Here is a 17,697-nt window from a genome sequence, read left to right as displayed (position 1 = left end):
GCGATGACCCTCGCCTGGATCGGCCTCGGCGCCAACCTCGGCGACGCGGCCGCCACCGTCGGCGCGGCGATTGCCGCGCTGGACGGCCTGCCCGGGACCCGGCTGCGCCAGGCCTCGCGGCTTTACGCAACGCCGGCCTGGGGCAATGAAGACCAGCCGCCGTTCGTCAATGCGGTGGCCTCGGTCGAAACCACCTTGCCGGCCGATGAGCTGCTGCAGGCCATGCTGGCGCTGGAGCAGCGCTTCGGTCGCACGCGTGATCCGGCAGTGCACTGGGGCCCGCGCGCGCTGGACCTGGACCTGCTGCTGTATGGCGCGCAGGCGCTCGACCAGCCTGGGCTGAAGGTGCCGCATCCGTACCTGCACGAGCGTGCCTTCGTGCTGGTGCCGCTGGCCGAAATCGCGCCGGAACTTACAATTCCTGGCCATGGACGCGTGCAGGATGCAGTGATGCGGGTCGATGCCTGCGGGATCGCGCCGATAGGGTGATAATGCCCGGGTTATCTCCCCCGGTTATCAGCACATGAGCACCCACGCAGACAGCAAGCCCTGGACCGTTCCCGCCCTGGCCGAGGCCAAGCGCAATGGCCAGAAGCTGGTCATGTTGACCGCCTACGACGCCGGCTTCGCCCGCACCTTCGATGCCAACGGCGTCGACCTGATCCTGATCGGCGATTCGCTGGGCATGGTCGTGCAGGGTCATGATTCGACCCTGCCGGTGACCGTGGCCGACATGGTCTACCACACCCGGGCCGTGGCCCGCGTGCTGCAGCGTGCGCTGCTGGTGGCCGACCTGCCGTTCGGCGCCGATGCCACCCCGGAACGCGCGCTGGATGCCTCGCTGCAGCTGCTGCAGGCCGGTGCCGAGATGGTCAAGATCGAAGGTGCCGGCTTCAAGGTCGACATCATCCGCTACTTGGTCGAGCGCGAGATTCCGGTCTGCGCGCACCTCGGCCTGACCCCGCAGTCGGTGCTGCGACTGGGCGGCTTCAAGATCCAGGGCCGCGGCGATGCTGCGCGCCAGCTGGTGGAGGACGCCAGGGCCGTGGCCGCCGCAGGCGCCAGCATCATGGTGCTTGAATGCGTGCCGACCCCGGTCGCTGCCGAGGTGACCGCTGCGGTGGATGTACCGACCATCGGCATTGGCGCGGGCCCGCAGTGCGATGGCCAGGTGCTGGTGCTGCACGATTTCCTCGGCCTGGACAGTGGCCATCGCCGTCCCAAGTTCGTCAAGGATTTCCTTGCCGAAGGTGGCTCGGTGGCCGGTGCCACCCGCGCCTTTGCCGACGCGGTGCGCGACGGCAGCTTCCCCGACGAACAGCACGCCTACGCCCAATGATCCAGACCTTCAACGAGCTCGGCGCGTTGCGCGAGCAGATCGCCCAGTGGAAGCGTGAGGGCCTGCGCGTGGCGCTGGTGCCGACCATGGGCAACCTGCATGGGGGGCACCATTCGCTGGTGACCCTGGCCCACCAGTACGCCGACAAGGTGGTGGCGAGCATCTTCGTCAATCCGACCCAGTTCGGCCCCAACGAGGATTTCAGTCGCTACCCGCGCACGCCCGAGGCCGACGTGGCCGGGCTGGAGCAGGTCGGCTGCGATGCCGTGTGGCTGCCCAGCGTGGAGACGATGTATCCGCTGGGCGTGGACAGGACCACGCGCATGCACGCGCCGGGTGTCAGTGAAGTGCTGGAAGGCGCCAGCCGCCCGGGGCACTTCGATGGCGTCTGCACGGTGGTGGCGCGCCTGTTCCTGCAGGTGCAGCCGGACGTGGCCGTGTTCGGCCGCAAGGACTACCAGCAGCTTGCCGTGATCAGGCAGATGGTGGCCGAGCTGTCGTTCCCGATCCAGATCGTCGGTGCTGAGATCGTGCGCGACGAGGATGGCCTGGCCAAGAGTTCGCGCAACCAGTACCTGAGCGACGAACAGCGCCCGGTCGCGACCACCATCCACCGCACCCTGCTGGGCATGCGCGAGGGCTACGTGGCGGGGCAGGCACGTGATCGCATCGAAGCCGACGCCACGGCCGCATTGCAAGCAGCCGGGTTCCAGGTCGACTACGCGGTGCTGCGCACCCCGGAGCTGGCCGAGCCGACCTTCGACGGCGGTGGCCGCGTGGCGCTGATTGCCGCGCGCCTGGGAACCACCCGGTTGATCGACAACCTGGAGTTCTGAGTTCCGGCGGCGCCGCGCGATGCATGGGGTCAGATCCCTTTTCCAGGGGAAAAGGGTTCTGACCCCGGTTTCACCGGCTACCTGAACAGGTTGCCGGCCGTGATGCCCCGCGCTGCGCGGGTGCTAGAATCCGCTCTTTCCTTTGCCGTTGCAGCGCCCCCATGCACCTGTCCCTGCTCAAGACCAAGATCCATCGCGCCACCGTCACCCATTCCGAGCTGAACTACGAAGGCTCGATCGCCATCGATGACAACCTGCTGGCTGCCACCGGCATCCGCGAGTTCGAGCAGGTGCACATCTGGGACGTGACCAATGGTGCGCGTTTCTCGACCTATGCCATCCGCGCCGAAGCCGGCAGCGGCGTTGTCTCGCTCAACGGTGGCGCCGCGCGCCACGTGCAGGTCGGTGACATCATCATCATCGCCGCGTTCGCCAGCATGACCGAGCAGGAAGCTGACAGCTTCAGGCCGAAGCTGGTGTACGTTGATGGCAACAACCAGATCACCCACACCAACGACACGATCCCGACCCAGGCCGCATGACAACGAACAACGGATTCGACTCGCTGCATTCCCACGCCCAGCGCCTGAAGGGCGCAAGCATTCCCAGCCTGCTCGCCGCCGAACCCGGCCGTGTACAGGAGCTGGCGCTGCGGGTCGGTCCGTTGTACGTCAATTTCGCCCGGCAGAAATACGATGCCGCGGCGTTGCAGGCGCTGTTGGCGCTGGCTGCCGAGCGTGATGTCGGTGGTGCCATCACGCGCCTGTTCCGCGGCGAACAGGTCAACCTGACCGAAGGGCGCGCCGCGCTGCATACCGCGCTGCGCGGCGATGTGGTCGATGCGCCGGTGGCGGCCGAGGCCTATGGCACCGCGCGCGCGATCCGCCAGCGCATGGGCGTGCTGGTGCGCGCGCTGGAAGACAGTGGCGTGACCGATGTGGTCAGCGTCGGCATCGGTGGTTCCGACCTTGGCCCGCGCCTGGTCGCCGACGCGCTGCGTCCGGTCAGCGGTGCGCGCCTGCGCGTGCATTTCGTCTCGAACGTGGACGGCGCCGCCATGCAGCGCACGCTGGCCACGCTGGATCCGGCCAAGACCGCCGGCATCCTCATCTCCAAGACCTTCGGTACGCAGGAAACGCTGCTCAACGGCCAGATCCTGCACGACTGGCTGGGCGGCAGCGAGCGCCTGTATGCAGTCAGCGCCAATCCGGATCGCGCCGCCAAGGCCTTCGCGATCGCCGCCGATCGCGTACTGCCGATGTGGGACTGGGTGGGTGGCCGCTATTCGCTGTGGTCGGCGGTCGGTTTCCCGATCGCGTTGGCGATCGGCTTCGAGCGCTTTGAGCAGCTGCTGGAAGGCGCTGCACAGATGGATGCGCATGCGCTGGATGCACCGCTGGAGCGCAACCTGCCGGTGCTGCATGGCCTGACCGACATCTGGAACCGCAACCTGCTGGGCCATGCCACGCATGCGGTGATGACCTACGACCAGCGTCTGGCGCTGCTGCCGGCCTACCTGCAGCAGCTGGTGATGGAAAGCCTGGGCAAGCGCGTGCAGCGTGATGGTGCGCCGGTCACCACCGACACCGTGCCGGTGTGGTGGGGTGGGGCAGGCACCGATGTGCAGCACAGCTTCTTCCAGGCGCTGCACCAGGGCACCAGCGTCGTTCCGGCCGACTTCATCGGCTGTGTGCACAACGATGATCCCTACACGACCAATCACCAGGCCCTGCTGGCCAACCTGTTGGCACAGACCGAGGCGCTGGCCAATGGCCAGAGCAGCGATGATCCGCACCGCGATTACCCGGGCGGGCGGCCGAGCACGCTGATCCTGCTCGACGCGCTCACCCCGCAGGCACTGGGTGCGCTGATCGCCATGTACGAACACGCCGTGTACGTGCAGTCGGTGATCTGGAACATCAACGCGTTCGACCAGTTCGGTGTCGAGCTCGGCAAGCAACTGGCCAGTGGCCTGCTGCCGGCGCTGCAGGGCGAGGATGTGGCGGTTGCCGACCCGATGACCCGCGAGATCCTGGCGCAGCTGAAGCGCTGATGCTCTGGTAGTGCCGGCCGCTGGCCGGCATCTAGGTGATGCTTCAATCGTTCATGAGGTTGCCGGCCAGCGGCCGGCACTACCGCAGCAGATGGGTTGCCGGCCAGCGGCCGGCACTACCGCAGCGGATGGGTTGCCGGCCAGCGGCCGGCACTACCGCGTCACCGGCTCGGGTCGCGCTCCGGGCTTGGCCGCTTGGCCAGTTTGCGCTGCAGCGAGCGCCGGTGCATGCCGAGCAGGCGCGCGGCCGCTGACACGTTGCCGCCGGTCTCGTGCATCGCCTGCTGGATGTGTTCCCACTGCAGGCGGCTGATCGGCGTCATCGCATCGGGCACTTCCATTTCGCCATCGTCGGCCGGGCCGTCGTCTTCCTCGCCGAGGGCGCGCAGGATCATCGGCACCGTGGCCGGCTTCGGCAGGTAATCATCCGCACCCAGCTTGATCGCCTCCACCGCGGTGGCGATGCTGGCGTAGCCGGTCACCAGCAGGATCCGCATGTCCGCGCGCAGCGCGCGCAGCGGCTGGATCAGTGCCAGGCCGGAATCGCTGCCCAGCTTCAGGTCGATCAGCGCGAAGGCCGGTGGATGCTGCCGGGCCAGCGCCAGCGCACTGGCGGCATCCTGTGCGGTCTGCGTTTCAAGCCCCTTGCGGGCCAGGCTGCGTTGCAGGGTACGCAGGTACAGCTCGTCGTCGTCGACCAGCAGGCCCAGGGTGGAATGGTGAAGGCTCATGGGGTGTCCTCGCGTGGGGCCAGCGGCAGGCGGAAGCCGACGCGACTGCCGGCCCCCTGGGCCGGGCGCATCCACATCTCGCCGTCGAGGCGTTCGATGGTGGCATGGGACAGGGCCAGGCCGACGCCCATGCCCTCGCTCTTGCTGCTGCCGAACAGCTTGCCCGGCAGCACGGCGGCACGGGCGTCGAAGCCATGGCCGTAGTCGCGGACTTCGCCGATCAGGTCGTCGCCTTCGATGCGCAGGTCCAGGTCCACGCGTGGCCGGCCGGCTTTCTCGCCGGCATCGGCGGCGTTGTTGAGCAGGACCATCAGCAGATGGCCTACGCCCGGGTCCAGCGGCAGCCGCAGCGGCGCATCATCGTTGCGGTGCAGGTCGATGGTCGGCCGCACCAGGCGCCATTGCTCAAGCACCTGCTGTGCGCTGGAATGGCTGCGGCCCGGTGCGTCGGCCGAGGCCGGAGCAGCCAGCGCCAGCACGCGCTCCCGGCACTGCACCAGCAGCTCGCGCAGGGTTTCCATGTCCTCGCGCACTTCCGGCTCTTCGCTGCGCTCGGCCACATCGTCTGCGAGCAGGGTCATGGTCGCCAGCGGCGTGTTCAGTTCATGCGCCACCGAGGCGGCATGGGTGGCCAGCGCGACGATGCCCTCGTTGCGGGCGAAGCGCTCGCGCAGTGCCGACAGTTCCAGTTCGCGCTCCCGCAGGGCCAGCGCCAGCCGGGTGGAGAAGGCCAGTACCACCGCGGCGGAAATCAGGAAGTTGGCGACCACGCCCCAGCGATTCAGGTCCTGCGCGCGGAAGTAACCGTCCGGCAATGGCTGGCCGAAGATGCCGCTGGCGGCGTAGCCGAGCAGGCAGGCCAGTGCGACCGCCAGTGCCCAGCGCAGGGGCAGGGCGAATGCGGCCAGCGCGATCAGGATCAGGAACAGCGAGCTGAACGGGTTGGCCATGCCGCCGCTCCAGCCGACCATCCAGGTCAGGATGATCACGTCCACTAGGATGTGGCCGAACGCGGTCAGCGGTGCGGTGTCAGCCGCGTCCGGACGCAACTGGGTATAGATGTTGAACAGGGCCAGCACCGCCACGCCGGCCCATAGCGGCAGCTGCGGCAACGGCAGGCCCAGCACCCAGGTGGCAACCAGGATGGTGGCGGCCTGGCCGCCTACGGCAAGCCAGCGCAGGCTGCACAGGGTACGGAGAAACGGGGCGTCGGGACCGGTCATTCACGCTCATCGTATGCGTTCACGGGCGGCTGTGCCTGCGACAATCGGCCGCAGCCGTGCTACCGGCTGAATGCGAGTCACCCGGAATGCGGGGGCGGGCGGTAGAATGCGCCCATGCACGACGCCGTCACCCGCCCGACTCCTCCCTCCGATGCCACCTCCTGGCCCCGCCGCCAGACCCATGCCGTGCAGATCGGCGGGGTCACCGTAGGCGGAGGCAAGCCGGTCGTGGTGCAGTCGATGACCAACACCGACACGTCCGACGTGGCCTCCAGCGTGAAGCAGGTGGCCGAGCTGTGGCGGGCCGGTTCGGAAATGGTGCGTTTGACCGTCAATACCGTGGAAGCCGCTGCGGCGATCCCGCGCATCGTCGACAAGCTGGCGATGATGGGCATCGACGTGCCGCTGATCGGTGATTTCCACTACAACGGCCACCAGCTGCTGACCGCCGAGCCGGCATGTGCCGAAGCGCTGGCCAAGTACCGCATCAATCCGGGCAACGTCGGCTTCGGCAAGAAGAAGGATCTGCAGTTCGCTCAGTTGATCGAGTTCGCGATCCGCTACAACAAGCCGGTGCGCATCGGTGCCAACTGGGGCTCGCTGGACCAGGCCCTGGCGGCGAAGTTGATGGACGAGAACAACCTGCGCGAGCAGCCCTGGGATGCCGGTCGCGTGCTGCGCGAGGCGCTGATCCGTTCGGCGCTGGATTCGGCCGAGCAGGCGGTGGAGCTCGGCCTGCCGCGCGATCGCATCGTGCTGTCGGCCAAGGTCAGTGGCGTGCAGGAGCTGATCGCGGTGTACCGCGACCTGGCCCAGCGCTCCGATTTTGCCCTGCACCTGGGCCTGACCGAGGCCGGTATCGGCAGCAAGGGCATCGTCGCCTCGTCGGCGGCGTTGGGCGTGCTGCTGCAGGAAGGCATCGGTGACACCATCCGCATCTCGCTGACCCCGGAACCGGGCCAGTCGCGCACGCAGGAAGTGATCGTCGCCCAGGAACTGCTGCAGACCACCGGCCAGCGTGCCTTCACGCCGCTGGTCACGGCTTGTCCGGGCTGCGGCCGCACCACCTCCGAGTTCTTCCAGGAACTGGCCAAGGTGGTGCAGAACCACGTGCGCGAGAAGATGCCGCTGTGGAAGATCCACCATCCGGGTGCGGAGAACATGACCCTGGCGGTGATGGGCTGCATCGTCAATGGGCCGGGTGAGTCGCGGCACGCCAACATCGGTATTTCCCTGCCGGGCACCGGTGAAACCCCGGCCGCGCCCGTGTTCGTCGATGGCGAGAAGAAGGTGACCCTGCGTGGCGAGAACATCGCCCAGGAGTTCGTCGCCCTGATCGACGATTACGTCGAACACAAATATGTCCGAAGCGCCGGATAAGCCTGCGATCCTCGCTGCGCCGGAGTCCGCCTCCGGTTTCCGCCACTGGATGGCCCGCAATGCCTGGCGCCTGGTGCTGCTGTTCGGTGGCGTGCTGCTGCCGTTGGCGGGTTTCGTCGCGCTGGCCGACGAAGTGCACGAGTTTGAATCGTTCCATTTCGATGCGCCGCTGCTGTGGCAGATGCATGGCCTGCACTCACCGCTGCTGGACCGCTTCTTCGTGCTCATTTCCAGGCTGGGCTACGAATGGTTCCTGATTCCCGCCGACGTGCTGATCATCGGCGTGCTGCTGGGCTACCGGCGTTGGCGTGAGGCCACCTTCGTGGCGGTCAGCTTCGTCGGCTCGGCGCTGCTGAACATGGGCAGCAAGCATTTCTTCCAGCGCCAGCGCCCCAGCCTGTGGGAATCGATCGCGCCGGAATCGACGTTCAGCTTTCCCAGCGGCCACGCGATGGGCTCGATGACCCTGGCCGTGACCCTGGTGCTGCTGGCCTGGAACACCCGCTGGCGCTGGCCGGTGCTGCTGCTGGCGCCCGCGTTCAGCCTGCTGGTCAGCGTCTCCCGGGTCTATCTGGGCGTGCATTACCCCTCCGATATCCTGGCCGGATGGTGTGCCGCGCTGGTTTGGGTGGTAGGGTGCTATCTGGTCATGTTCAGTCGTCGGCATCCTTGGCGACGTCAGGATTCGCCGCCAGCGACGGCCAGCGAAGCATCATCACAGGGGGATTGACGTGGATGGCCCCTCCGGGGCGTCTACGTAATAGATCAGTTGTTTCGTTGCAGCAGGTTCTGCAAGACAGGGGGCAAGCACAACGCGCGGTACTGTGATGCGCAAGGCAGAATGCCCGGGTCGCATCTCGAACGCGCTTGCAGGGGTATCGGCGCCCTGCCTAGCTTGACCTGCAATGGCCGCATTCGAAGAGGTACGTGAATGACGATTCGAGTCTATCTGGTGGATGACCACGCACTGGTCCGCACCGGGATGAAGATGATCCTGTCGGGGGAGACCGACATCGAGGTGGTGGGCGAAGCCGAGACCGGCGAAGATGCGCTGCGCGACGTCCGCCAGCTGCTGCCGGACGTGGTGCTGTGCGACCTGCACCTGCCCGGCGTGAGTGGCATGGAGGTGACCGAGCGCATCGTCCGCAGCCATCGCAACACCCGCGTGGTGATCGTGTCGGTGCTGGAAGACGGTCCGCTGCCGAAGCGCTTGCTGGAAGCCGGGGCTGCGGGCTACATCGGCAAGGGCTGCGATGCACAGGAGCTGCTGCGTGCGGTGCGCGATGTGGCCATGGGCCGTCGCTACCTGGGCACCAGCATCGCGCAGAACCTGGCCTTGTCGACCGTTGAAGGCAACGGCTCTCCATTCGACAGCCTGTCGCCGCGCGAGCTGGAAGTGGCGTTGCTGCTGACCCAGGGCCTGCGCCAGGAAGACATCGCGCGGCGCCTGAGCCTGAGCGCGAAGACGGTGAACACGCACAAGGCGCGGCTGTTCGAGAAGATGGGGATCCACGACAACATCGCGCTGGCGCGCATGGCCAGCCAGTACGGGCTGGTGGATCCGGCACGGCCGCTGTAAGGGATTCGGCCAACGGCTGAGCCCTCCGCAGGGCCACCGACAGGTTCCGTGCGCCGTCACTGCCGATAGAGGAAATGTAGAGCCGAGCCTATGCTCGGCTGCTTTCCGGCCTGCGGGCGCGGAGCCGAGCAAGGGCTCGGCTCTACAGCTGTGTCGGGCTCAGTGGCCGCGTACGCGCTTGATGATCTTCGCGGCGTCGGCGGCGCTGGCGCGCACCTTGTCCCATTCGCCGTTGGCGATCCAGTTGCCCGGCACCATCCACGAACCGCCGATGCAGACCACGTTCTTCTGCTCGAGGTACTCGGCGGCGGTGTTTTCGGTGATGCCGCCGGTCGGGCACAGCTTGAGGTCGGCAACCGGGCCGGCCAGACCCTTGATCATCGCCAGCCCCCCCACGGCGGTGGCAGGGAACAGCTTGCACACGCGGAAGCCGCGCGCATACAGCGACAGCAGTTCGGTCGGCGTGGCCGCACCCGGCACTACCGGCAGCGGTGCCGCCGCCAGCGCATCGGCCAGCGCCGGTGGCGTACCCGGGGTCACCAGGAAGTCCGCGCCCGCATCGATCGACTGCTGCATCTGCTCCACGGTCAGCACCGTGCCGGCGCCCACCACCACGTCCGGCAGCTCGCGCTTGAGCATCGCCAATGCTTCCATCGCCACTGGCGTACGCAGCGTCAACTCGATCGCCGGCAGGCCACCTTCCAGCAACGCCGCACTGACCGCACGCGCCTGGTCCAGCGTATGAATCGTCACCACCGGCAGGATGCCCGCCGCACGCAACAGCTCCGCCGCCTTCACCTGATGTTGTTCGATACCCATGCTTTTGCCCTTGCCTTTGCTCTTCTAGATTCAGTGGCCGCAGCGCAAATGACGCGCCGGGAATTGTCCAGGGCGCTCTACTGCCCAGGCCGGGAAGCCTGCCGCGGCTTTTCGCTTCAGGCGTCTTTTGCCTCATGCGGCGCCGCCGCCGCTGCGGCATCGTGCCCCAGCTCGTACTCCGCGTCGTATTCCCACGGCCCGCCATCGGCCGCCGCCGGCCCGCACGAAATCGAAATCGCGCCCTGATCAGCCGGCCCCACCACGCGTCGGTTGATCGCGAACAGGTTGCGGCCCAGGTCATGCGCGGCAGGCGCCGTGTTCGGGGCCAGCGGACGCGCGGCCCACTCGGCCGCGTCCACCAGCACTTCCAGCGTGCCGGCCTCGCCATCAAGGCGGATCATGTCGCCCTCGCGGACCTTGGCCAGCGGACCACCGCGCGCCGCTTCCGGCGTCACATGGATCGCCGCCGGAATCTTGCCCGAGGCGCCGGACAGGCGGCCGTCGGTGACCAGTGCCACGCGCCGGCCCTGGTTCTGCAGCAGCCCCAGCAGCGGCGCGAGCGAATGCAGTTCCGGCATGCCGTTGGCACGCGGGCCCTGGTAACGCACCACCGCCACGAAGTGCTCGGGCAGCAGGCCGCCGGCATGCAGCTTGTTCAGCACCTGCGGCGCATCGACAACCACGGCCGGTGCTTCGATCGTGCGGTACTGCGGCTTCACCGCCGACAGCTTGATCAGCGACTTGCCCAGGTTGCCGCGCAGCAGGCGCAGGCCGCCCTGGTGCTCGAACGGGTTGTCGACGCCACGCACCACTTCGTCATCGGCGCTGTGTTGCAGGCCCGGCAGGTAGACCAGCTGGCCGTCGCGCAGCTGCGGCTCGCGCGCGTAGTCGGCCATGCCGCCGCGCGCCACGCTGACCAGGTCACCGTGCATCAGGCCCGCCCTGATCAGCTCGCCGAACACGAAGGCCGGTCCGCCAGCGGCCGCGAAGCGGTTCACGTCGGCCTCGCCGTTCGGATAGACGCGGGCCAGCAGCGGAATCAGCTGCGACAGTTCGTCGAAGTCGTCCCAGGTCAGCACGATGCCGGCGGCACGCGCCACTGCGATCCAGTGGATGGTGTGGTTGGTCGAACCGCCGGTGGCCATCAGCGCGATGACCGCGTTGATGATCGCGCGCTCATCGATGATCCGGCCCAGCGGACGGAAGTCGTCACCGAGCGCGGTGATGTCCAGTGCACGTTCGGTCGCTTCGCGGGTCAGCGCGTCGCGCAGCGGCGTGCCCGGATTGACGAACGACGCGCCCGGCAGCTGCACGCCCATCGCTTCCAGCAGCACCTGGTTGGAATTGGCGGTGCCGTAGAAGGTGCAGGTGCCGGCGCCGTGGTATGAGGCGGACTCGGCTTCCAGCAGCTCTTCGCGGGTGGCTTCGCCGGCGGCGTAGCGCTCGCGCACTTCCGCCTTCTGCTTGTTCGGGATGCCCGGGGTCATCGGGCCGGCCGGCACGAACACCGCCGGCAGGTGGCCGAAGGCCAGCGCACCGATCAGCAGGCCGGGCACGATCTTGTCGCACACGCCGAGGTAGACGGTGCTGTCGAACATGTCGTGGCTGAGCCCGATCGCGGTCGCCTGCGCGATCACATCGCGCGAGAACAGCGACAGTTCCATGCCGCCGCGGCCCTGGGTGACGCCGTCGCACATCGCCGGCACGCCGCCGGCCACCTGTGCCGTAGCACCGAGCTCGCGGGCGATCTCGCGGATCTGCTCGGGATAGGTCTCGAACGGCTGGTGCGCCGAGAGCATGTCGTTGTAGGCGGTGATGATGCCCAGGTTCGGCGTCACGCCGCCGCGCAGGCGGCTCTTGTCGGTACCGCCACAGGCGGCGAATCCATGGGCGAGGTTGCCGCAGCTCAGGCGGCTGCGGAACGGGCCTTCGCGCAGGGAGGCGTCGATCGCGGCCAGGTAGGCGGCACGCGAGGCGGCGCTGCGGCGGATGACACGCTCAGTGATGGCTTGCAATTGCGGATGGAGGCTCATTGGCTACCGGCGTTCAAGGTGGCGAGAGGCAAGCGGCGCCAGGGCGCCGCCGCCGACATCAATCAGCCCAGTGGACGCGCAGGCGCGCGCCTTCCAGGTTGATCGCGTTGAGGATCGGATACTGCTGGGCGTCGTTGCTGTCCAACGCCTGGCGCAGCACCTGCAGCTTCTGCTTGCCGCGCAGCAGCAGCAGGCGCTGTCGGCATTGGCGCAGCCCATGCGGGGTCAGCGTGATGCGCAGCGGCCACTGGTTCGCGCCCGGGCAGCCGGTGGCATCCAGCGCGGCATAGGGCAGGGTGCTTTCCAGTGCGCGGGCGAGGTCCTTCGAGCCCGGGAACAGCGAGGCGGTGTGGCCGTCGTTGCCCATGCCCAGTGCAACCAGGCTCGGCGGCTGGCTGTGCTGTGCCTGCAGGTTGGCGGTGTACACGCATTCGGGCAGGGGCTTGCCGATCCGCACCAGTGGATCGAAATGCGCACCCTCGGCGCGTTTCAGCAGGTGCTCGCGCACCAGCCAGGCATTGCTGTCGCGATCCTGCGGCGACAGCCAGCGCTCGTCGGCCAGGCTCACTTCCACCCGGTCCCAGTGCACGTCCAACTCGGCCAGCGCCTGGTAGACCGGCGCCGGTGTAGTGCCGCCAGACAGCAGGATGCGGGCGCGGCCCACTTCGTTGATGTCGTGGTTGAGGGTGTGCGCCATCTCGGCGGCAACGGCTTCGATCCAGCCATCGGCATCGCCATGGTTGATGAACTCGATGCGGTCGTCGTGGAAGGTGGTGGGGCTCATGCGGCAACTCCAGGTGCGTCACGTTCGGCGTCGGCGGCATAGGCGGCGGCGCCCAGCAGTCCGGCGTGGGGATGCATCACCGCCAACGAGGGCACGCGCGCCATGATGGAAGAGAACCGGCCCTTGTGCTCGAAGCGCTGGCGGAAACCGGAGTGCTGCAGCGAATCGAGCATCTTCGGGGTCAGCCCGCCGGTCAGGAACACGCCGTCCCAGGCGCCCTGGGTCAGCACCAGATCGCCAGCAATGGCGCCGAACACGGCGCAGAACACATCCACGGTGCGCATCGCCTGCGGATCGCCGTGCAGGGCGCGGGCGGTCACGTCCACCGGCTGCAGCTGGCCCGGATCGATGCCGGCCATCTCGCACACGGCGCGATGGATGTTGACCAGGCCGGGGCCGCAGATCAGGCGCTCGTTGGAGACGCGGCCGAACTGCTCGGACAGGATCTCCAGGATGCGGATCTCTTCCGGGGTTCCCGGCGGGAAGCTGACATGGCCGCCTTCGGTTTCCAGCGGATAGCAACGGCCGTGACGCATGATCAGGCCGCCGACGCCGAGCCCGGTACCGGGCCCGATCACCGCGTAGTTGCGTGGCTGGCCGGGCTTGCCCGGTACCCAGGCAGCCCCGCCGACCTGGACCACGTCATCGGGCTGCAGCAGCGAAATCGCCATCGCCTGCGCGGCGAAGTCGTTGATCAGGTGCAGTTCGTCGAACCCGAGCATGGCAGCGGTGCGGCTGCGCGAGATTACCCACGGATGGTTGGTGATGCGTGCTTCGTCACCATCCACGCGACCGGCCACGGCGAACACGCCGCGGCTTGCCGTGGCGCCGATCTGTTCCAGATGGTGGCGCGCGGCATCACCCAGCGACGGGAACTCCGCCACCGCGTACTCGCGGATGCTGTCCTTCTGCAGCGGTGCGTCCAGCGAGGTGTCGGCCAGGGCGAAGCGCGCGTTGGTGCCACCGATGTCGGCGACCAGCACTGGCTGCGAGCTGGCACTCATGCCGACGCTCCGCTGTCGGGCGCGTCCAGGTCCTGCGGCAGGAACCCGCCCGCATTGCCCGGGCCCCATTGGCCGGCGGGGTAGGGCTCCAGCGGCAGCTTGGCGTCCTTCCAGGCGTCGGCGACGCTGTCGATCCAGGCCCAGGCCGCACGCACTTCGTCATCGCGCACGAACAGCGTGTGGTTGCCGTTGAAGGCATCCAGGAACAAGCGTTCGTAAGCGATACGGCGGTGCAGGCCGGTCGGCACCGACAGTTCCAGCTCCAGCGGATGCAGCTCCAGCGCGCCCCATTCCGGGCCTGCCAGGCTGCTCATCAGGCCCAGTTCGATGTTTTCCTGCGGCTGCAGCTGGAACACCAGGCGGTTCGGTGCGGCCTGCGCGCGCTGCGGGCGCTCGAACAGCCAGTGGGTGACCGGCTTCAGCGTGACCACCACGCGGGTGGTGCGCTCGGGCAGGCGCTTGCCGGTGACCAGGTGGAACGGCACGCCGCTCCAGCGCCAGTTGTCGATATGCGCGGTGACACCGGCGAAGGTTTCCACGTCGCTGCCTTCCGGCGGCTGGTAGGGCTGTGCCGGCTGGCCATTGATGGTGCCGGCGGTGTAGCGGCCACGGATGCTGTCACGCGCGGCGTGCCTGGCATCGAGCGGGCGCAGGGCGCGCAGCACCTTGACCTTCTCGTCGCGGATGCGATCGGCTTCCAGCGATGCCGGCGGTTCCATCGCCACCATGCACAGCAGCTGCAGGATGTGGCTCTGCACCATGTCGCGCAGCGCGCCGGAGCGGGCGTAATAGGCATCGCGGCCATCCACGCCTTCGCTTTCGGCCACCAGGATGTGCACCGATTCGATGTAGTTGCGGTTCCACACCGCTTCCAGCAGCGTGTTGCCGAAGCGCAGTGCGATCAGGTTCTGCACCGCGGCCTTGCCCAGGTAGTGGTCGAGGCGGAACACGCGGTCCTCGTCGATCCACTGGCCGATGGTGCTGATGATTTCCTCGGCGCTCTCGCTGTCGCTGCCGATCGGCTTTTCCAGCATCAGGCGTGCCGGCGCGGCGAGGGCGCCGCCCTTGGCCAGGCCTTCGCAGGTGGAGATGTACAGGCCCGGCGGGATGGCGAGGTAGCTGACGCACTTGCGGTGCACGAGGTCGGCGACCGCGGCGGCAACCGAGTCGACGTCGCGCAGGTCCACAGAGCGGTAGTCGATGCGACGCAGCAGGGCGCTGATGTCGTCCTGCGTGGCCATCGGCATGGCCTGCTGCAGGCGCGGCCGCAGGATGTCATGGAAGGCTTCGGTGTCATGCCCGGACAGGGCCAGCGCACGGATGCGGAAGTCCTCCGGCAGCAGGCCGTCGCCAAGCAGGCGAAGCAGCGAAGGGAACAGGTAGCGCTGGGCCAGATCACCTGTGGCACCGAACAGGAAGAGGGTGTCGTGCATCGCTCGAGTTTCAGATTCGGGTGACATCGTTGTCAATCGCTTCATGGCTGGGTTCGGGGGACATCCGCGCAACTGCCTGTCCGAGGTTCGTCAGGGGCGTTCTCCGGGGTGCCGGAAGACCGTTCCATTCGAAACCACTGCCTCGGCGGAACCTTCGTTCAACCGCCGACGCAGATCGGTGCGCACCGATCATCGGATAGTGCCACGTGAAAACGTTTACATGGCAGAATGGGCAACTGTATTCGATTGCAGTGCTCGCCGTCATGCGGCAAGCGCGCAATCATCACTGCCATCGGGAGGGCCGAGGCAGTCCCAAAAGACAGCCCGGCTTCGGGCGGACCGGATAGGTGATATGGCAAAAGTGCAGTTGCAGGGTGTGCGCAAGGTCTATGACAACGGCCAGGTCGCGGTGAAGGACGCCAGCTTCGAGGTCGCCGATGGCGAGCTGATGGTGCTGGTCGGCCCGTCCGGCTGTGGCAAGTCGACCCTGCTGCGGATGGTGGCTGGCCTGGAGGAGATCAGCGGCGGCACGCTGACCATCGGTGATCGCGTGGTCAACGACGTGGCGCCGAAGGATCGCGACATCGCGATGGTGTTCCAGAGTTATGCGCTGTACCCGCACATGACCGTGGCCGAGAACCTGGCCTTTGGCCTGAAGCTGCGCGGTCACGACAAGGCGACCATCGACAAGCGCATCGCCGAGGCGGCGCAGACGCTGGGCCTGACCGAGATGATGGACAAGCTGCCCAAGGCGATGTCCGGTGGCCAGCGCCAGCGTGTCGCGCTGGGCCGTGCGCTGGTGCGCGAGCCGGCGGTGTTCCTGCTCGACGAACCGCTGTCCAACCTGGATGCCAAGCTGCGCCACAGCGTGCGTACCGAGATCGCGCAGCTGCACCGCAAGCTGGGCACCACCATGATCTACGTGACGCACGACCAGGTCGAAGCGATGACCCTGGGCCAGCGCATCGTGGTGCTGAAGGACGGCATCATCCAGCAGATCGATACGCCAATGGCGCTGTACGACCGCCCGGCCAACCTGTTCGTGGCGGGCTTCCTCGGCAGCCCGGCGATGAACGTGCTGCGCGGCACGCTGCAGGGCGATGCCGGTGGCGTGACCGTGGTCGACGGTGACTGGTATGCGCCGCTGGGCCAGGCCACCATCGACCCGGCGTGGCTGCAGAAGCCGATCGCGGTGGGCGTGCGTCCGGAGCATCTGCAGCCGGCGGCCGCCGACGATGCGCATGCGTTCAGCGCGCGGATCGAAGGCATCGAGCCGGTCGGCAACGAGATCTTCGTCAACCTCAGCAGTGGCCAGCACGCGCTGACCATGCGCGTGGCGCCGCAGGCGCTGCCCGAGGTGGGCGAGCAGATCCGCGTGGCGATCCACCCGCAGGGCCTGCATTTCTTCAGCGCGGAAACCGGCGAGCGCCTGTAACGGGTAGGGCCGGCCGCTGGCCGGCAACCTCAACCCTGCATGGTTGCCGGCCAGCGGCCGGCACTACCATTTCAGGCGTGCGGACCAACGGTCCGCACCCACCGGGTCGGTCAGTAGATCCACGCCATGCGTGGATGAGAGCCCTTCAGATTCAGCGTGCCAATCCGTCCAGCAACGGCATGCGCTGCGCCACCGCATCGCCCACCTGCAGGTCAGCGTCGCTGGCCTCCAGTGGCAGTACCGCCAGTGCCAGGTCGCCGGCCACGCTGGCAATCGTGCCCAGCCCCGCGCCATCCTGCTGCACGCCATCGCCGGCCTGTGCCGGTGCTGCGGTATGCAGCAACTGCACCGCACGCTTGGCCTTGCCGAGGAAGTGGGTGCGGGCGACGATTTCCTGGCCGGGATAGCAGCCCTTCTTCACGCTGTAGCCGTTCAGGCGGTCCAGGCCCAGCTGTTGGGGGGTCCACACTTCGCGCTGGCCTTCTTCCAGCCGCGGCAGGCCGTAGCGCAGGTCGGCCTGGCGCCAGGCCAGGGCGAAAGCGGCCTCATCGGCTTCATTGCCGGCCGCGAACGCGTCGGCGCTGCCAATGCGCAGGGTGCGCGGCAGGGCATCGCTGCCCAGGTCCAGCTCCCAGCCGTCGCCTGCGGTCTGCGCAATCGCCGCGCCGCTGGCGGCCTCGGGCGCGGTGAACGCGCCAGCCGCCGCCAGATCGCTGCGCACCTGCACCTTCACCTTGCGGCGGAACACGAAGCGCTGCAGTTGCGACGCAATCGCATCGGCATCGCCGTCAGCCAGCACCAGCATCACGTGGTCGTCGGCCAGCCGAAGCAGCTGGAACACCGCCAGGGTACGGCCCTTGGCGCTCAGCCAGGCACTCCACTGCCAGTGCTGCAGGGGCAGGGCGGTGACATCGCTGCTGAACTGGGCGTGGGCAAAGACAGCCGCATCCGGGCCCTGCAGGCTCAGCAGCTGGTGGCCGGGCAGGCGCGGATATCCGACGAAAGCAGGGGGCAGGTTGTCAGGCACGTGAACGAGGTCTAAAATTTG

Annotated in this window: 17 protein-coding genes; 9 read left to right on the top strand and 8 right to left on the bottom strand. The window is 67.8% G+C overall.

The features are described from left to right. Positions 1 to 3: 3 nt before the first annotated feature. The 5 genes from folK (at position 4) to pgi (ending at position 4,228) form a co-directional block, all read left to right on the top strand. A complete protein-coding gene (gene folK, locus E5790_RS01470) occupies positions 4 to 489 on the top strand; it encodes a 2-amino-4-hydroxy-6-hydroxymethyldihydropteridine diphosphokinase (RefSeq protein ID WP_032960824.1) in 486 nt (161 codons plus the stop codon). Positions 490 to 523: 34 nt separating this feature from the next. Next, entirely contained in the window at positions 524 to 1,339 is an 816-nt protein-coding gene (panB, locus tag E5790_RS01465) for a 3-methyl-2-oxobutanoate hydroxymethyltransferase (protein ID WP_014646749.1), read from the top strand. Next, positions 1,336 to 2,175: a pantoate--beta-alanine ligase gene (gene panC, locus E5790_RS01460; protein WP_111205694.1), complete on the top strand. Its 840-nt coding sequence runs from the start codon at positions 1,336 to 1,338 to the stop codon at positions 2,173 to 2,175. Before panB ends, panC begins: the two co-directional genes overlap by 4 nt. A gap of 161 nt (positions 2,176 to 2,336) precedes the next feature. Further along, entirely contained in the window at positions 2,337 to 2,717 is a 381-nt protein-coding gene (gene panD, locus E5790_RS01455) for an aspartate 1-decarboxylase (RefSeq protein ID WP_014646751.1), read from the top strand. Next, positions 2,714 to 4,228 carry a glucose-6-phosphate isomerase gene (pgi, locus tag E5790_RS01450; protein ID WP_136191670.1) on the top strand — a complete coding sequence of 505 codons (1,515 nt, stop codon included), beginning with the start codon at positions 2,714 to 2,716 and terminating at the stop codon, positions 4,226 to 4,228. Before panD ends, pgi begins: the two co-directional genes overlap by 4 nt. A 161-nt stretch (positions 4,229 to 4,389) precedes the next feature. Here the strand turns inward: pgi and E5790_RS01445 are convergent, their stop codons facing one another. Together E5790_RS01445 and E5790_RS01440 are read right to left on the bottom strand one after the other, a co-directional pair. Further along, positions 4,390 to 4,959, bottom strand: coding sequence for a response regulator transcription factor (locus E5790_RS01445; RefSeq protein WP_012510702.1), 570 nt, complete (start codon positions 4,957 to 4,959; stop codon positions 4,390 to 4,392). Beyond that, positions 4,956 to 6,182, bottom strand: a complete 1,227-nt coding sequence (locus tag E5790_RS01440) for an ATP-binding protein (RefSeq protein ID WP_032960817.1) — start codon at positions 6,180 to 6,182, stop codon at positions 4,956 to 4,958. The genes E5790_RS01445 and E5790_RS01440 overlap by 4 nt, the downstream gene beginning before the upstream one ends. Before the next feature lie 114 nt (positions 6,183 to 6,296). Between E5790_RS01440 and ispG the strand changes: the two genes are divergently transcribed. The 3 genes from ispG to E5790_RS01425 all read left to right on the top strand — a co-directional run bounded on the left by ispG (position 6,297) and on the right by E5790_RS01425 (position 9,141). Then, positions 6,297 to 7,562 carry a flavodoxin-dependent (E)-4-hydroxy-3-methylbut-2-enyl-diphosphate synthase gene (gene ispG / locus E5790_RS01435; RefSeq protein ID WP_041863307.1) on the top strand — a complete coding sequence of 422 codons (1,266 nt, stop codon included), beginning with the start codon at positions 6,297 to 6,299 and terminating at the stop codon, positions 7,560 to 7,562. Further along, entirely contained in the window at positions 7,543 to 8,292 is a 750-nt protein-coding gene (locus E5790_RS01430; protein ID WP_014646755.1) for a phosphatase PAP2 family protein, read from the top strand. Before ispG ends, E5790_RS01430 begins: the two co-directional genes overlap by 20 nt. A gap of 201 nt (positions 8,293 to 8,493) precedes the next feature. Further along, positions 8,494 to 9,141: a response regulator gene (locus E5790_RS01425; RefSeq protein WP_005416124.1), complete on the top strand. Its 648-nt coding sequence runs from the start codon at positions 8,494 to 8,496 to the stop codon at positions 9,139 to 9,141. A 159-nt stretch (positions 9,142 to 9,300) separates the two neighbouring features. On the opposite strand, the gene E5790_RS01420 is transcribed toward E5790_RS01425, so the two are convergent. From E5790_RS01420 to zwf, 5 genes are all read right to left on the bottom strand, one after another. Next, positions 9,301 to 9,960, bottom strand: coding sequence for a bifunctional 4-hydroxy-2-oxoglutarate aldolase/2-dehydro-3-deoxy-phosphogluconate aldolase (locus E5790_RS01420; protein WP_004153124.1), 660 nt, complete (start codon positions 9,958 to 9,960; stop codon positions 9,301 to 9,303). Positions 9,961 to 10,076: 116 nt separating this feature from the next. After that, the gene (gene edd, locus E5790_RS01415; protein WP_111205696.1) at positions 10,077 to 11,993 is read right to left on the bottom strand and encodes a phosphogluconate dehydratase; all 1,917 of its coding nucleotides are present in this window, start codon (positions 11,991 to 11,993) and stop codon (positions 10,077 to 10,079) included. A gap of 58 nt (positions 11,994 to 12,051) precedes the next feature. Next, a complete protein-coding gene (pgl, locus tag E5790_RS01410) occupies positions 12,052 to 12,777 on the bottom strand; it encodes a 6-phosphogluconolactonase (protein ID WP_014646759.1) in 726 nt (241 codons plus the stop codon). Next, the gene (gene glk / locus E5790_RS01405) at positions 12,774 to 13,781 is read right to left on the bottom strand and encodes a glucokinase (protein ID WP_014646760.1); all 1,008 of its coding nucleotides are present in this window, start codon (positions 13,779 to 13,781) and stop codon (positions 12,774 to 12,776) included. The genes pgl and glk overlap by 4 nt, the downstream gene beginning before the upstream one ends. After that, positions 13,778 to 15,214: a glucose-6-phosphate dehydrogenase gene (gene zwf, locus E5790_RS01400; RefSeq protein ID WP_111205697.1), complete on the bottom strand. Its 1,437-nt coding sequence runs from the start codon at positions 15,212 to 15,214 to the stop codon at positions 13,778 to 13,780. The genes glk and zwf overlap by 4 nt, the downstream gene beginning before the upstream one ends. Positions 15,215 to 15,566: 352 nt before the next feature. Here zwf and ugpC point away from each other — a divergent pair, with 352 nt between their 5' ends. Next, the gene (ugpC, locus tag E5790_RS01395; protein ID WP_111205698.1) at positions 15,567 to 16,649 is read left to right on the top strand and encodes a sn-glycerol-3-phosphate ABC transporter ATP-binding protein UgpC; all 1,083 of its coding nucleotides are present in this window, start codon (positions 15,567 to 15,569) and stop codon (positions 16,647 to 16,649) included. A 151-nt stretch (positions 16,650 to 16,800) separates the two neighbouring features. On the opposite strand, the gene E5790_RS01390 is transcribed toward ugpC, so the two are convergent. Further along, positions 16,801 to 17,676: a folate-binding protein YgfZ gene (locus E5790_RS01390; RefSeq protein WP_111205699.1), complete on the bottom strand. Its 876-nt coding sequence runs from the start codon at positions 17,674 to 17,676 to the stop codon at positions 16,801 to 16,803. Positions 17,677 to 17,697 lie beyond the last annotated feature (21 nt).

This window comes from Stenotrophomonas sp. PAMC25021 (assembly GCF_004795795.1).
Lineage (GTDB): Bacteria > Pseudomonadota > Gammaproteobacteria > Xanthomonadales > Xanthomonadaceae > Stenotrophomonas > Stenotrophomonas muris.
Note: the sequence above shows the minus strand (reverse complement) of the source record. Positions and strands in the feature narration are given on the sequence as shown.

Coding starts and splice junctions, on each gene's coding strand:
- folK (WP_032960824.1), top strand. CDS start 4: ATGACCCTCGCCTGGATCGGCCTCGGCGCCAACCTCGGCGACGCGGCC.
- panB (WP_014646749.1), top strand. CDS start 524: ATGAGCACCCACGCAGACAGCAAGCCCTGGACCGTTCCCGCCCTGGCC.
- panC (WP_111205694.1), top strand. CDS start 1,336: ATGATCCAGACCTTCAACGAGCTCGGCGCGTTGCGCGAGCAGATCGCC.
- panD (WP_014646751.1), top strand. CDS start 2,337: ATGCACCTGTCCCTGCTCAAGACCAAGATCCATCGCGCCACCGTCACC.
- pgi (WP_136191670.1), top strand. CDS start 2,714: ATGACAACGAACAACGGATTCGACTCGCTGCATTCCCACGCCCAGCGC.
- E5790_RS01445 (WP_012510702.1), bottom strand. CDS start 4,959: ATGAGCCTTCACCATTCCACCCTGGGCCTGCTGGTCGACGACGACGAG.
- E5790_RS01440 (WP_032960817.1), bottom strand. CDS start 6,182: ATGACCGGTCCCGACGCCCCGTTTCTCCGTACCCTGTGCAGCCTGCGC.
- ispG (WP_041863307.1), top strand. CDS start 6,297: ATGCACGACGCCGTCACCCGCCCGACTCCTCCCTCCGATGCCACCTCC.
- E5790_RS01430 (WP_014646755.1), top strand. CDS start 7,543: ATGTCCGAAGCGCCGGATAAGCCTGCGATCCTCGCTGCGCCGGAGTCC.
- E5790_RS01425 (WP_005416124.1), top strand. CDS start 8,494: ATGACGATTCGAGTCTATCTGGTGGATGACCACGCACTGGTCCGCACC.
- E5790_RS01420 (WP_004153124.1), bottom strand. CDS start 9,960: ATGGGTATCGAACAACATCAGGTGAAGGCGGCGGAGCTGTTGCGTGCG.
- edd (WP_111205696.1), bottom strand. CDS start 11,993: ATGAGCCTCCATCCGCAATTGCAAGCCATCACTGAGCGTGTCATCCGC.
- pgl (WP_014646759.1), bottom strand. CDS start 12,777: ATGAGCCCCACCACCTTCCACGACGACCGCATCGAGTTCATCAACCAT.
- glk (WP_014646760.1), bottom strand. CDS start 13,781: ATGAGTGCCAGCTCGCAGCCAGTGCTGGTCGCCGACATCGGTGGCACC.
- zwf (WP_111205697.1), bottom strand. CDS start 15,214: ATGCACGACACCCTCTTCCTGTTCGGTGCCACAGGTGATCTGGCCCAG.
- ugpC (WP_111205698.1), top strand. CDS start 15,567: ATGGCAAAAGTGCAGTTGCAGGGTGTGCGCAAGGTCTATGACAACGGC.